Origin of the sequence: Sorangium sp. So ce1036 (assembly GCF_051369805.1) — a bacterium.
Taxonomy (GTDB): Bacteria; Myxococcota_A; Polyangia; order Polyangiales; family Polyangiaceae; genus Sorangium; species Sorangium cellulosum_F.
The window spans coordinates 427551-440170 of sequence record NZ_JBBMOX010000002.1 but is presented as its reverse complement, the minus strand read 5'-3'; the positions used below and the strand labels follow the sequence as shown (position 1 = coordinate 440170).

Sequence of the window (12620 nt, the reverse complement as noted above, 5' to 3'; positions counted from 1 at the left end):
CGCCTCGCTCAGAGCCGCTCGGCCAGCATCCGCGTGCCGGCGACCGTCGAGGCCTCGTCGAACAGGAACGGCAGGACCACGGTCGGCACGTCGAGCTCGCGGCGCAGGCGGGCGAGGCTCTCGCGCTGCACCGACTCGCGCATCGCCCGCCGCGCGCCCGCGACGATGGCGCTCTCGGCGGTGTGCGCCGCGCGCGCCGGCGCCTGGATGTCGAGGCGCGCCGGATCGGCGAGCAGCGCCCGGCGCTCCTCGGGCGAGAACAGGGGCGGCAGCACGCCGTTGATGATCAGCCGGTGGACGGGGAGGCCGAGCTCGCCGCGGACCTCCGACACGAGCTCGACCGTCTCGGTGGCCGGCATCTCCTCGGGGAGGGTCACGACGACCACCCCGCTCCGCGCCGGGTCCTGGAACATCGCCCACGCCGCCTCGGCGTCCCGGCGCAGGATGCCCGGCGGCGCCACGTCGAGGATCACCCTGGGCACGCGCAGCATGTCCATGCCGTGCCCGGTCGCGGGCGCGTCGAGCAGCACCACGTCGAAGCGGGGGGAGCCGTCCTCGAGCAGCTCGGTCGTGTGGAACCACGCCTTGCCGAGCATCGCCCACTCGAACATGCCGGGCACCGCGCGGAAGAAGGTGCGCGTGTACTTGTTGTCGAAGACGAGATCGGCCGCGGCGCGCACCTTGAGGACCATCTCGCCGTACTCCCGGAGGGCCCGCTCCGGCGAGATGTTGACCGCCCACACCCGCTCGGCGACGTGGGCGACCTCCTGGCCGATGGGCCTCGTGCCGAGGATGGCCGAGAGCCGCTCCTTGGTGTTGCACATCGCGACGAGGACGCGCTTGCCCCGGGCGGCGAAGGCGAGCGCGAGCGCCCCGGAGATCGTGGTCTTGCCGACGCCTCCCTTGCCGGTCACGAACAGGAAGCGCCGGCGCTCGAGCTCGGGGAGGTCCTGGCCGTGGCCGCCGGCCTCCGACACGTGGTGAGCGCTGGTCATGCAGCCAAAGCGGAGTTAGGCGCAAGCTCAGGCGAACGCAACCCGGATCAAGGAAACGTGCTCTGCTATGCATCTCGCATGCGCATCACCGAGCGACACCTCGAACCGCTGAACCGACGCTTCCAGGGCGCGCCGCCCGTCGAGCTCCTCCGCTTCGTCCGCGAGGCCTTCGGCCCCCGGGCGGCCATCCTGAGCAGCATGCAGCGGGCCGGGACCGCGATGTGTCACCTGGCCGACCGGGCGGGGCTCTCCTTCGACGTGCTCTTCGTGGACACCGGCGTGCTCCACGCCGAGACGCTCGCCACGCGCGACGAGCTCGCGCGGACGCACCCGAACCTGCGCGTCGTCACGCTCTCGCCCGAGCGCAGCTTCGCCCAGCAGACGCGCGACGAGGGCCTGCTCTACCTGTCGAAGGAGGGCCAGGAGCGGTGCTGCGACCTGCGCAAATCGGCCCCGCTCCACGCGGTCCGCGGCCGCTACGACGCGCTCGTCGCGGCGCTGCGGCGCGGCGAGGGCGGCGCCCGGTCCAGGGTCGCGCCGTTCGGCCTCGACCTGGCGAACAACGCGCTCCGCGTCCACCCCTTCGCGTCGTTGAGCGGCGAGGAGCTCGACGCGTACCTCGCCGCGCACCCGGACGTGGTCGTGAACCCCCTGCACGCGATGGGCTTCCGCACCATCGGCTGCTTCCCGTGCACGACGCCCGTGCTCCCCGACGAGCCGGAGCGCGCCGGCCGCTGGCGCCACCTGGCGAGCGTCGAGTACTGCGGGATCAACCCGGTGGACCGCGGCGAGGCCGAGGGCGGGATCGATCTCGACGACCGGTACGAGCCCATTTTCTCCGCCTGAACGCCCGCTGGGGCCCCTGCTCTCCGGAGCGGCCTGTGCGCGCCCCCGCCTGAACGCTCACCCGCTGGACCCCTGGGGGTGCTTCTCCGGAGCGGCCTGTGCGGCCCTCTTTGCCGCCTGGGCGGTCGGCAGCGGGGGGAGGGGCCCCTGGGGTGCTCTCCGGAGGGGCTGGAGTGCAGGCGAGCCACGACAGGGGCTCGCCGGAACGCAAGCCCCGGAGGAGAGCACCCCAGGGGCCCCTCCCCCCGCCAGCGAGGCGCGTCACGACGCGCCGCGTGGCACCCCACCGATCACCTGCGTATCCCGGTTCGCGTCAGCTCGATCTTGACTCGACGGGCATGCAGGGAGATTTGCCCTGCATGCCGGCGAGCTACTTCGACGTAGACGGCACCCTGGTCACGACCAACCTCGTGCACCCGACGGTGTTCTACATGCTGAACCAGCCGACGCCGATGCACAGCCTCGCGAAGCTCGGCCGCGCCCTCGTCAAGGCGCCGTGGATGGCCATGGCGGAGCTGCAGGATCGGCGCCTCTTCAACGAGCTGCTCTTCAGCTCGTTCGAGGGCGTCTCGGAGGACCGCCTCATGGCGCTCGCCGAGGAGGCGTTCGCGAAGGTCCTCCGCCCGGCGATCTACGCCAAGGCGCGCGACCTCGTGAAGTGCAGCCTCGACAAGGGGCACGACGTCATCCTCATCTCCGGCGCGCTGGATTTCCTGATGCAGCGGCTCGCCGAGCACCTCGGCGCGACGGGCATCATCGCGAACCGCCTCGAGGTGAAGGACGGCTTCGCGACCGGCAAGCTCCTGCGCCCGGTGGTGGCCGGCCCCGAGAAGGCGCGCCTCATCCGCGAGCACGCCCACGCGCACGGCCACGACCTCGACGCGTGCTTCGCCTACTCGGACAGCTACTCGGACGTGCCGATGCTCTCGGTCGTCGGCTACCCGGCCGCGGTGAACCCCGATCGCAAGCTCAAGCTGCTCGCGCAGGCCTACCACTGGCCGATCCTCGATCTCGCCGCCTGACCCCGGCCTCTCGCGGAATGGCGGCGCCAAGCCCATCACAGCCCAACACCTCGCACCACCTGCTCTGAAAGCCCCATGAGCCATCCTTGCGTCGTCACGCTAGACAGCCGCAGCGCCCCGCGGGTGCTGTTCTCAGGCGACCAGCTGGTCGAGGTCGACCTGCCCACCGGGACCCGGGTGATCTACCCGAAGCCGCCCCTCGAGCCGCTCAAGGACGTCGACGCCGCGATCCGCTACGCGATCAACCACCCGTACAACTCGGAGCCGCTCTACGCGAAGCTCCGCCCGGGGATGAAGGTCACGATCGCGGTGGACGACATCTCGCTGCCGCTGCCGCCGATGCGGCGCCCCGACATCCGCGAGCGCGTCCTCACCATCGTGCTCGACCTGCTCGCCGACCACGGCGTCGACGACGTCGAGATCATCATCGCGACGAGCGTCCACCGGCGGATGAAGGACTGGGAGGTCCGCCACATCGTGGGCGACAGGATCTTCAACGCTTACTGGCCGAAGCGGCTCTACAACCACGACGCCGAGAACCTCGCCAACATGAAGCACATCGGCACGACCGACGTCGGCGAGGAGGTCGAGCTGAACAAGCGCGCGGTCGACAGCGACCTCGTGATCTACGTGAACCTGAACCTGGTCCCGATGGACGGCGGGCACAAGTCGGTCACCGTCGGCCTGTGCGGGTACCGGAGCCTGCGCGCGCACCACACGCCGCGGGTGATGCGCGACTGCTACTCGTACATGGACCCGAAGAGCTCCGCGCTGCACACGAGCGTCGAGCGCATGGGCCGGCTGGTCAACAAGAAGCTGAACGTCTTCACGATCGAGACGACGATCAACAACCGCATGTTCGATCGCCCGCTCGAGTTCCTCGGCAAGAACGAGGACGACCTGAGCCCGGGCGAGCGGAGCGCGCTCCGCGCCCTCCGGTTCACGCTCTCCAAGGTGCCGCAGCCGGCGCGCCAGGCGATCTTCCAGCGCGTCCCGTCGCCCTACGGCGTGACCGGGGTGTTCGCCGGCGAGACCGAGGCCACCCACGAGCACACGCTCCGGCGCAGCTTCGATCAGTACCTCGTCCCCGTCTCGGGCCAGGCCGACATCCTGATCACGGGCATCCCGTACATCAGCCCGTACAACGTGAACTCGTTTTTGAACCCGCTGCTCGTCCAGGTGATGGCGAACGGCTACCTGTTCAACCTCTACCGCGGCGCGCCGATGCTCAAGAAGGGGGGGACGATGATCATCCTCCACCCCTGCACCGACCTGTTCGACAACGAGCACCACGCCCCGTACATCGAGTTCGTCCACCGGCTCTTGCCGGAGACGCGCGACGCGATGGAGCTGCACAGGCGGTACGAGAAGAAGTTCTCCGAGAACCCGGCCTACATCGAGATGTACCGCTTCGGCCACGCGTACCACCCGACCCACCCGTTCTTCATGTGGTACTGGGGCGAGGCGGGCCGGCAGCACATCGGCCGGATGATCGTGGTCGGCGCCGACAACGAGTACATCCCGCGGCTGCTCGGCTGGGAGACGGCGCGCACGATGGACGAGGCGCTCCGGATGGCGAAGCAGTCGGCCCCGCCCGCGCCGGAGATCATGGCCCTGCACGCGCCGCCGATCCTGATGGCCGACATGACGGCGTAGCGAGCGGCCCCCCGCTGTACGAGCCAGCATGCGGCTGCACCTCATCGACGGCACCTACGAGCTGTTCCGCGCCCACTACTCCAAGCGGCCGGATCATCGCGCGCCGGGCGGCTGGGACGCGAAGGCGACGGTGGGGGTCGTCGCCTCGCTCCTCGCGCTCCTGCACCACCCGGACGAGGAGGTCACGCACCTCGCCGTCGCCTTCGACAACCCGATCCGCTCGTTCAGGAACGACCTGTTCGCCGGCTACAAGAGCGACGAGGGCATGGATCCGGCGCTGCGCGCGCAGCTCGATCCGGTCGAGGAGGCGGTGCGCGCGCTCGGCGTCGTCGTCTGGACGATGGCCGACTTCGAGGCGGACGACGCGCTCGCGACGGCGGCGGCGCGGCTGTCGGGCGAGGTGGAGCAGGTGCGGATCCTCAGCCCGGACAAGGACTTCGGGCAGTGCCTCTCGGGCGAGCGGGTCGTGCAGGTCGACCGCCGGAAGGAGCGCGTCATCGACGAGGCGGCGCTGCGCGCCGCGCGCGGCGTGGGCCCGGCGAGCATCCCGGACTTCCTCGCGCTCACGGGGGACGACGCGGACGGCATCCCGGGGCTCGCGGGCATCGGCGAGCGGACGGCGGCGGCGCTGCTCGGCGCCTACGGCCACATCGAGCGGATCCCGAGCGATCCGGCGGCGTGGACGGTGGCGGTGCGCGGCGCGGACCGGATCGCGCGCGTGCTGAACGAGGAGCGGGAGGCGGCGCTGCTCTACCGGAGGCTGGCGACGCTCCGGACCGACGTGCCGCTCGCGGAGCGCCTCGACGACCTGCGCTTCCGGGGCGTGCCGCGCGCCCGCTTCGAGGCGTGGTGCGACGCGATGGACGTGCGCACGCTGAAGAGGCGGCCGACGCGCTGGGCGTGAGCCGCGGGCGCGCCGCGCGTGCACGGGGGCGCGCGGGGCGCTCTGCGCGACCAAGGGGGTGCGCTAGCGCTGCTGCGCCGGCGCCTTGAGCTCGGCGAGGACGCGCTCGCGGAGGAGCGGCACGGGCGGCGAGCCGTGCGACAGGAGCGCGTCGTGGAAGCGGCGCAGCGAGAACGCCGCGCCCAGGGTCGCCTTCGCCTCGTCGCGGAGCTTCAGGATCTGGAGCTTGCCGAGCGTGTAGGCGAAGTACCCCGGGTCGAACGTCGCGCGCACCGCCTGCTCCCGCGCCGTCGCGCGGTCCTGGAAGCAGTCCTCGACGAAGCGGCGCTCGGCCTCCTCGAGGCTCATGCCCTCGACGTGCACCCCGAGCGACACGACCACCCGGCAGTTGCGCAGCAGCGCGTCCGCGAGCTGGCCGAGCCGGCTCTCCGGGTCCTCCTTGCCGAACCCCTGCTCGATCATCATCTGCTCGGCGTAGTGGGCCCAGCCCTCGACGAACGAGTAGCTCCCGAACAGCTTCTGGGCGACCGTCGGCGCGCGATCCTCCCACAGGCCCTGCACGAAGTGCCCCGGGTAGACCTCGTGCACGGTCGTCGAGACCAGCGTCCCCCGCGTCATCACGTACCCCTCCTGCTCCTCGCGGGGCCACGACGGATCGGGCTTCGTGATGTAGTAGAACGCCTCGAGCCCCTCCCGCTCGAACGGCCCCGGCGCGTCGAGGAAGGCGGCGTTCCAGCGCATGTAGGGCGGCGTCTCCTTCACGATCGCCCGCTCGTCGGACGGGAGGCTCACGAGCCCCTTGTCGATGACGAACCTGCGCGACGCCTCCATCACGCGCGACGCCTCGGCGAGGAGCGCCCCCGCCTTCGGCCGCGTGGGCTTCACCTTCGCGGCGAGCGCCTGGTAGGCCGCCTTGTTCGCCGCGAGATCCTCCTCGCCCATCCGCTTGAGCTCGGCGAGCGGGATCGACAGGCCCTCCTGCGCGAGCAGGAGCTTCCGGTAGCGCGCCTCGCCGAGCACGTGGCTCGCGTCGCCCTTCGGCAGCTCGACCCGGGTCAGGTGCTCGGCGAGCGCCTCCGCCGCGTCGGCGAGCGCGGCGTTCGTCTTGCGGAAATCGGCCTGGAACGCGGCGTCGCCCACCCCCTCGAGCAGCTTCACGACGTCGCCGCGCAGGTACTCGGCGTAGCCCCGGTAGATCTTCGCGGCGACCTCGACCACCGGCCTCGGCATCGGGCTCACGAGGTTCTCGCGGATGCGCGGCACCTGGGCCAGGGCCGCCTTCTCGTGCGCGAGCAGGCGCCTCGCGCGCTCCGGGAGCGGCGCATACGCCCGATCGAGGTAGTCGTTCACGCCGAACAGCTCGCTGTAGAACTGCGGCTGCCTGCGCCACGCCTCGGCGTCCCTGCCGCTCCAGAGATCGAGATCGATCTGCTGGAGCAGGAGCGCCCGGTCGAGCGCCTCGTCCGGCGAGAGCGCCGCGGCGTCGACGGCCACAAGGGCCGCGCGGTCGCGCTCGAGGCGCGCGAGCCGCCGCTCGATCGCCGCGGCGGCGTAGTCGCCGACGCGGCCGTCGTGCTCGTGAAGCCCGCGCGAGCGCGCGAACGCCGGCTTGTCCCGGGTCCACTCGGCGAGGATCCGGTCGCGCAGCGCGGCGAACGGCGCCTCCGGCCGCGCCGCCGCGGGGGGCGATGGAGCCGGTGGCGCCGAGGGCGGAGGGGCCGCGCCGGCGGAGCGGGGCGACGGAGGCGAGCCCCCGCTGCAGGCGGCGAGCCCGGCCAGCGCGGCGAGCCCGGCCAGCGCGGCGAGCGGTGCGAGGCGAGGCGACAGCGCGCGGCGGACAGCCGATTCGTGGGGTGCGGCCATGGCGGGGCTGGAGCCTGTCAAACCGCCCTGGGCCGGTCAACGCCGCGGGTTAGTCGCGGAGCGCCCGGTCGATGATCGCGTCCACGTGCGAGAGCGCGTGGTCGAGGTCGAAGCAGCGCGCGATCTCGTCCGGGGCGAGCAGCGCCGCGACGTCCGGGTCGGCCGCGAGGTTGTCGCGGAAGCGCCCCTCGCCCGCGATGGCGCGCATCGCGCAGCGCTGCACCAGCTCGTACGCCGCCTGCCGCGGCCGCCCCTTCTGGACGAGCGACAGCAGCACCGCCTCGCTGAAAAAGAGCTCCCCCGTGCGATCGAGGTTCTCGCGCATCCTCTCGGGGTAGACGACGAGCCCGTCGACGAGCCCCGCGGCGCGGTCGAGCATGAAGCCGAGCGTCGAGGTGGCGTCGGGCGCGATCATCCGCTCGACCGAGGAGTGCGAGATGTCGCGCTCGTGCCACAGCGGGACGTTCTCGAGCGCGGGGATGACGGCCGCGCGCACGACGCGCGCGAGGCCGCACAGGTTCTCGCTGAGGATGGGGTTGCGCTTGTGGGGCATCGCGCTGGAGCCCTTCTGGCCCACGGTGAAGCGCTCCTCCGCCTCGCGGACCTCGGTCCGCTGCCAGTGCCGCACGTTGGTCGCGAGCCGCTCGATGCCGGCCGCGACGAGCGAGAGCGCCGCGAAGAGCTCGGCGTGGCGGTCGCGCGCGACGACCTGCGTCGAGACGGTCTCGGGGCGCAGGCCCAGGGCGGCGAGCGCGCGCTCCTCGATGCGCGGCGACAGGTGCGCGTACGTGCCGACCGCGCCGGCGATCTTGCCGACCGCGATCGCCTCGCGCGCGGCGCGCAGGCGGGCCCGGCCCCGCTTCATCTCCGCGAGGTGGCCCGCGAGCGCCAGGCCGAACGTGATCGGCTCGGCGGCGATGCCGTGGCTCCTGCCGATCATCGGGGTGCGCCGGTGCTCGTCCGCGCGCCGCGCGAGCGCGTCGCAGAGCTTGTCGAGCCGCGCCGCGAGCAGGTCGGCCGCGCGGACGAGCAGCAGCGCGAGGCTCGTGTCGAGCACGTCGCTCGACGTCATGCCCCGGTGCAGCCACCGGGCGTCCTCGCCCGCGAGCTCCTCGACGTGGGTCAGGAAGGCGATGACGTCGTGCTTGACCGTGCGCTCGATCGCCTCGATGCGCGCCGGATCGAGCGAGAGCCGCTTCGCGCGGATCCCCTCCGCGACGCCGGCGGGCACGAGCCCCTCGGCCTCCATCGCCGCGCAGGCGGCGAGCTCCACCTCTAGCCAGGTCGAGAATCGGGTGGCGGGTGACCAGAGCTCTTCGAAATCGGAGGGGGTGTAGCGGGGGATCATGGGCGGGACGCTGCGGAGGTCTGGAGGGTGCGTCAAGGATGGAGTGGTCCGGACTTGCCCGGGCCGGCCCGCTCGGTCCCAGCGCGCGCGGCGCACCCGCGCGCCGCGTGAGGCGGCTTGCGGGCGTGCGGCTCGCGCCAAAGGTTCGCGCGCGATGCCGACCCAAGCAACGGCGCCGGGGCGCGCCGACCCTGGCGGGGGCCTCCCTCGTTCGCCGCACCCCGCGGACGGCGCGGCCGCCCCCGTGGGCCGGCCGGCGCCCGTGAGCCAGCCCGTGCCCGGCAGCGAGCCGGCGCCCACGAGCGCGCGCAGCAGCCGGCGGCTCAAGCCGTACATCGTGGTGGTCGCGATGGACCTGTCCGAGCCTGGCGGGCGGGCCTGGCGGTTCGCCTTCGACCTCGCGGCGCTCCGGGGCGAGACGGAGATCCACGCCGTGGTCGTCGGCCCGCGGCAGGTGGCCCCGGCCGTGCGCGACGTGACCACGCCCGGGGCCTCGTCGCCGCCCGCGCTCCGGGTGCTCCAGCACCGCTGCGCGGACGGCCAGCCGCGGCTCATGGCGATGCACTTCCGCACGGGCCGCCCCGACAAGGCCATCGTCGAGCTCGCCCGCGAGCTCAGCGCCGATCTCGTCGTCGTCGCCACGCACCCGCAATCGCGGCTGCAGCGGCTCCTCGGCGGCTCGACCGCCGATCGGATCGCCCGCAACGCGCCGTGCCCGGTCGTGGTCGTGCGCCCCAAGGAGGACGACGACGCCGACGCGAGCGAGTACGACCCGCGGCTACGCTGACGCCGCCGGCGCGCGACCGCGGCGCGCTCGCGTCACCGGGCCGCGCTCGCGTCAGCGCGCGCTCGCGGCCCTCGGAGCGTCGGCCTGCGCCGGGTCGCCGGGCGGCTCGCCGGGCGCGCCGACGCCCTCCGCCGTGCCCCCTTCGCGCGTGTCCGCGTACCCCCACGCGACGCCGTCTTCATCGACGAGGATGTTGTTCGCGTCGCCGATCGGCATCGGATCGAGCGCGACGACGTGCCCCCGCCGCGCGAGGTCGTCGAGCGCGGCCTTCGGCGGGGGCGTCTGCCGCTCGACGCGCACCCGATCCGGCAACCCCTGGTGATGGATGCGCGCGCGGCGGACCGCCTCGTCGATCGTCATGCCGTGATCGACCAGGTTGCGGAGGACCTGGGCGACGGTGTTCGGGATCGTGTCGCCTCCCGGCGATCCGAGGAGGAGCGCGACCTTGCCGCCCCGGCTCACGAGGGTCGGCGACATCGAGCTCGCCATGCGCTTGCCCGGCGCGACCGCGTTGATGCCGGTCTCCGAGAACGCGGCCAGCGCGTTGCCGAGCACCATGCCCGTGCCGGGGATCACGATCTTGGCGCCGAAGCTCGCCGACTGGGTGGTCGTGCACGACACGGCGTTGCCCTGCGCGTCGATCACGGAAAAGTGCGTCGTCTCCGGGGACTCCGGCGCGGCGGCCAGCAGGGTGGGCGCGAGGTCGGCGGTCGGCGTGGCGCGCTCCGGATCGATGGGCGGCCTGCGGCTCATGAGCTGGCTGCCGTCGAGGAAGCGCTCGAGCAGCCGCGCCGTCCCGGGCGGGGCGAAGTCGGGATCGGCGCCCACGAGGCGCCTGTCGACGTACGCGCGCTTCGCCGCCTCGACGAACAGGTGCAGCGACAACCCGGAGTCGGCGGGCGCCTCGAACGCCTTCACCCGCTCCAGCGTGAGCATGATCTCGGCGAGCGCGACGCCGCCCATCGACGGGGGCGGCATCGTGTCGACGGTGAAGCCGCGGTACGAGAACCGGAGCGGCGCGCGCAGCTTCGCCCGGTAGGCGCCGAGGTCGCGCTCGGTGATGTGACCGCCGTGCGCGCGCATCGCGCCCGCGATCTTCCTGGCGATCGAGCCCTCGTAGAACGCGCGCGGCCCCTCGGCGGCGAGCGTCTCCAGGGTGCGGGCGAGATCGAGCTGGCGCACCAGGTCGCCCCGGGCGCGGGGCGCCTTGCCGCGCGCCCAGATGGCGCGGGCGGCCGGGTCGGCGCTCAGCCGGGGCCACGCCCAGCGCAGCGTCAGCGCCTGGCGCGCGCCGAGGCGGTGCCCCTTGCGCGAGAGGCGGATCGCGGGGGCGATGAGCTCGGCGAGCGGCCGGGTCCCGAACCGCTCGTTCGCCAGGGCGAGGCCGGCGACCGTGCCCGGGACGCCGGCGGACGCGTACCCGTAGGCGCCCGCGCGCACCATGGCCATGATGGACTCGGTGGTCACCGACGCGGGCGCGGTCTCGCGGAAGTCGATCGCGTGCGTCTCGCCGCTCGCGAGGCGGACCATCATGAAGCCGCCGCCGCCGATGTTGCCCGCGCTCGGGTGGGTCACGGCCAGCGCGAACGCGACCGCGACCGCGGCGTCGATCGCGTTGCCGCCGCCCCGCAGCACGTCGGCGCCGACGCGCGTCGCGTGCGCCTCGACCGAGGTCACGAGCCCGGCGTCGCCGCGCACGGCCCGCGCGCCGCCCGAGGCGAGCGCGATCGGCGGATCGGGGGGCGGCGGGTCCGGAGGCGGCGCCGCCGCGGCGCTCGGGGGCGGGGGCGCCGCCGCGGCGCTCGCGGGCGCCGTGGCCGCCGGAGGCGTCGCCGCGGCGCGCGCGGGCGCCGCCGCGACCGGGGCGGGCGGCGGGCGCACCTCGCAGCCGGCGCAGCCGGCGAGCAGCGCGAGGGCGAGCGCCCAGCGCGACCTCCAGAGGGGGGGCAGGGTCATGAACGTGGACGCGAATCTACTACGACCGCGGGGAAAGCCAGGCCGGGCCGCGCACCCGGGCCGCGCACCTGGCCCGGGCTCGCGGCGCGGGGCACGGCAGCGCGCGCCTCGCCCCGCGCGCGCCCTCAGGGCGCCCCCGCCGGAGGCGCCTCCGAGGCGCGCCGCGCGCGCCGTCAGCGGCGCTGGGGCCCGCTCACGACCGCTTGCGGCGGCGCGCGGCGGCCACGCCCACGCCCGCGACGAGCGCCGCGAGCCCGGTGCCCGCGAACGGCGCCGAGGAGCTGGATCCCGGCGCGGCGGCGCAGGAGACGCTGGCCTCGGCCTCGGCGTGGGCGTTGACCTCGACCTCGAGCGTGCTCAGGTAATCGAGGCAGTCCTGCAGGCTGCCGACGACGTCGACGTACTGCCCATTGCAGAACAGCGCGCCTTCCGGCTGCGAGCACTTCGCCTGGCACCCGCCCTGGAGGTTGACCGTGCAGTCGGCGTTGCAGTCCACATTGCAATCGAAGTTCGCCTCGGCCTTGCACTGCCCCGAGCAGCTCGCGTCACATTGCGCCTTGCAATCCGCGTTCGGCGGGGTCACCTCGCAGCTCGCGCTGCACTCGCCGTCGCAGCTCGCCTTGCACGCGCCCTCGCACTCCGCCCGCGCGCCGCTTCCGCTGGCCTCCGCCGCGCACCGGCCGCTGCAATCCGCCTTGCAGCTCGCCGAGCAGCTCGCCTGGCAGTCGAAGCTCCCCGGATCGACCTGGCAATCGGCTTCGCACCGCCCGGAGCAGTCCACGTCGCACTCGGCGGTCGCGCTGGCGTTGCACTGGCCCTCGCACTTGCCGGCGCACGCCGCCGTGAGATTGACCGGCTCGCAGCTCGCCTCGCATCCGCCCGAGGTGCGGATCTCACACTGTGAGCTCGCCGCGAGCTGGAAATTTCCACAGGCCTCCGGACCGGGCGCGGCCGACGCGGAGGGAGCCACGAGCAAGGGCGCCGCGAAAGTAAAGGCACTTACAAAAAGCTGAGCAATGGTCCGTCGCATGCCAATTCTCCTGGTTGAGGGCGCGGGATCCGCGTGGGGTCCCAGCGGGTATTGCAATGGGACGACCAACGCCGTCCTTCGAAGCAGTCTCCGTGAATCTTCGACGCAATCGCGTCCACGCGGCGTGAGCGTATCACCGAGTTCACGGTTCCATGTTGCGCATTGTCACACTGCGCGCATGTCCGGGAGAGTGAGAGAACATGCGCGGTGGTG

General features: G+C 73.3%; 10 protein-coding genes. 5 read left to right on the top strand and 5 right to left on the bottom strand.

The annotated features are described in order from the left end of the window. Nucleotides 1-8 precede the first annotated feature (8 nt). The gene (locus WMF31_RS38675) at nucleotides 9-995 is read right to left on the bottom strand and encodes an ArsA family ATPase (RefSeq protein ID WP_436606898.1); all 987 of its coding nucleotides are present in this window, start codon (nucleotides 993-995) and stop codon (nucleotides 9-11) included. 78 nt (nucleotides 996-1073) lie between these two features. Between WMF31_RS38675 and WMF31_RS38670 the strand changes: the two genes are divergently transcribed. The 4 genes from WMF31_RS38670 (at nucleotide 1074) to WMF31_RS38655 (ending at nucleotide 5423) form a co-directional block, all read left to right on the top strand. After that, nucleotides 1074-1841, top strand: a complete 768-nt coding sequence (locus WMF31_RS38670; RefSeq protein WP_436606897.1) for a phosphoadenylyl-sulfate reductase — start codon at nucleotides 1074-1076, stop codon at nucleotides 1839-1841. Between the two features lie 338 nt (nucleotides 1842-2179). Continuing rightward, nucleotides 2180-2863: an HAD family hydrolase gene (locus WMF31_RS38665; RefSeq protein WP_436606896.1), complete on the top strand. Its 684-nt coding sequence runs from the start codon at nucleotides 2180-2182 to the stop codon at nucleotides 2861-2863. Nucleotides 2864-2938: 75 nt separating this feature from the next. Then, nucleotides 2939-4519, top strand: a complete 1581-nt coding sequence (locus tag WMF31_RS38660; RefSeq protein ID WP_436606895.1) for a lactate racemase domain-containing protein — start codon at nucleotides 2939-2941, stop codon at nucleotides 4517-4519. Nucleotides 4520-4547: 28 nt separating this feature from the next. Further along, complete coding sequence (locus WMF31_RS38655; protein WP_436606894.1) at nucleotides 4548-5423, top strand: 5'-3' exonuclease; 876 nt, start codon at nucleotides 4548-4550, stop codon at nucleotides 5421-5423. Nucleotides 5424-5486: 63 nt separating this feature from the next. Here WMF31_RS38655 and WMF31_RS38650 read toward each other — a convergent pair whose 3' ends face one another. After that, nucleotides 5487-7286 (bottom strand): DUF885 domain-containing protein, encoded by a 1800-nt coding sequence (locus WMF31_RS38650; protein WP_436606893.1) that lies wholly within the window; start codon nucleotides 7284-7286, stop codon nucleotides 5487-5489. Nucleotides 7287-7335: 49 nt separating this feature from the next. After that, nucleotides 7336-8634: an adenylosuccinate lyase gene (gene purB / locus WMF31_RS38645; RefSeq protein ID WP_436606892.1), complete on the bottom strand. Its 1299-nt coding sequence runs from the start codon at nucleotides 8632-8634 to the stop codon at nucleotides 7336-7338. A gap of 154 nt (nucleotides 8635-8788) precedes the next feature. Here purB and WMF31_RS38640 point away from each other — a divergent pair, with 154 nt between their 5' ends. Next, nucleotides 8789-9421, top strand: coding sequence for a universal stress protein (locus WMF31_RS38640; protein WP_436606891.1), 633 nt, complete (start codon nucleotides 8789-8791; stop codon nucleotides 9419-9421). A gap of 51 nt (nucleotides 9422-9472) precedes the next feature. On the opposite strand, the gene ggt is transcribed toward WMF31_RS38640, so the two are convergent. Together ggt and WMF31_RS38630 are read right to left on the bottom strand one after the other, a co-directional pair. Next, on the bottom strand, nucleotides 9473-11377 hold the full coding sequence (ggt, locus tag WMF31_RS38635) for a gamma-glutamyltransferase (RefSeq protein WP_436606890.1): 1905 nt from the start codon (nucleotides 11375-11377) through the stop codon (nucleotides 9473-9475). Between the two features lie 193 nt (nucleotides 11378-11570). Further along, nucleotides 11571-12347, bottom strand: a complete 777-nt coding sequence (locus WMF31_RS38630) for a hypothetical protein (RefSeq protein WP_436606889.1) — start codon at nucleotides 12345-12347, stop codon at nucleotides 11571-11573. Nucleotides 12348-12620 lie beyond the last annotated feature (273 nt).

Coding starts and splice junctions, on each gene's coding strand:
- WMF31_RS38675 (WP_436606898.1), bottom strand. CDS start 995: ATGACCAGCGCTCACCACGTGTCGGAGGCCGGCGGCCACGGCCAGGAC.
- WMF31_RS38670 (WP_436606897.1), top strand. CDS start 1,074: ATGCGCATCACCGAGCGACACCTCGAACCGCTGAACCGACGCTTCCAG.
- WMF31_RS38665 (WP_436606896.1), top strand. CDS start 2,180: ATGCAGGGAGATTTGCCCTGCATGCCGGCGAGCTACTTCGACGTAGAC.
- WMF31_RS38660 (WP_436606895.1), top strand. CDS start 2,939: ATGAGCCATCCTTGCGTCGTCACGCTAGACAGCCGCAGCGCCCCGCGG.
- WMF31_RS38655 (WP_436606894.1), top strand. CDS start 4,548: ATGCGGCTGCACCTCATCGACGGCACCTACGAGCTGTTCCGCGCCCAC.
- WMF31_RS38650 (WP_436606893.1), bottom strand. CDS start 7,286: ATGGCCGCACCCCACGAATCGGCTGTCCGCCGCGCGCTGTCGCCTCGC.
- purB (WP_436606892.1), bottom strand. CDS start 8,634: ATGATCCCCCGCTACACCCCCTCCGATTTCGAAGAGCTCTGGTCACCC.
- WMF31_RS38640 (WP_436606891.1), top strand. CDS start 8,789: ATGCCGACCCAAGCAACGGCGCCGGGGCGCGCCGACCCTGGCGGGGGC.
- ggt (WP_436606890.1), bottom strand. CDS start 11,377: ATGACCCTGCCCCCCCTCTGGAGGTCGCGCTGGGCGCTCGCCCTCGCG.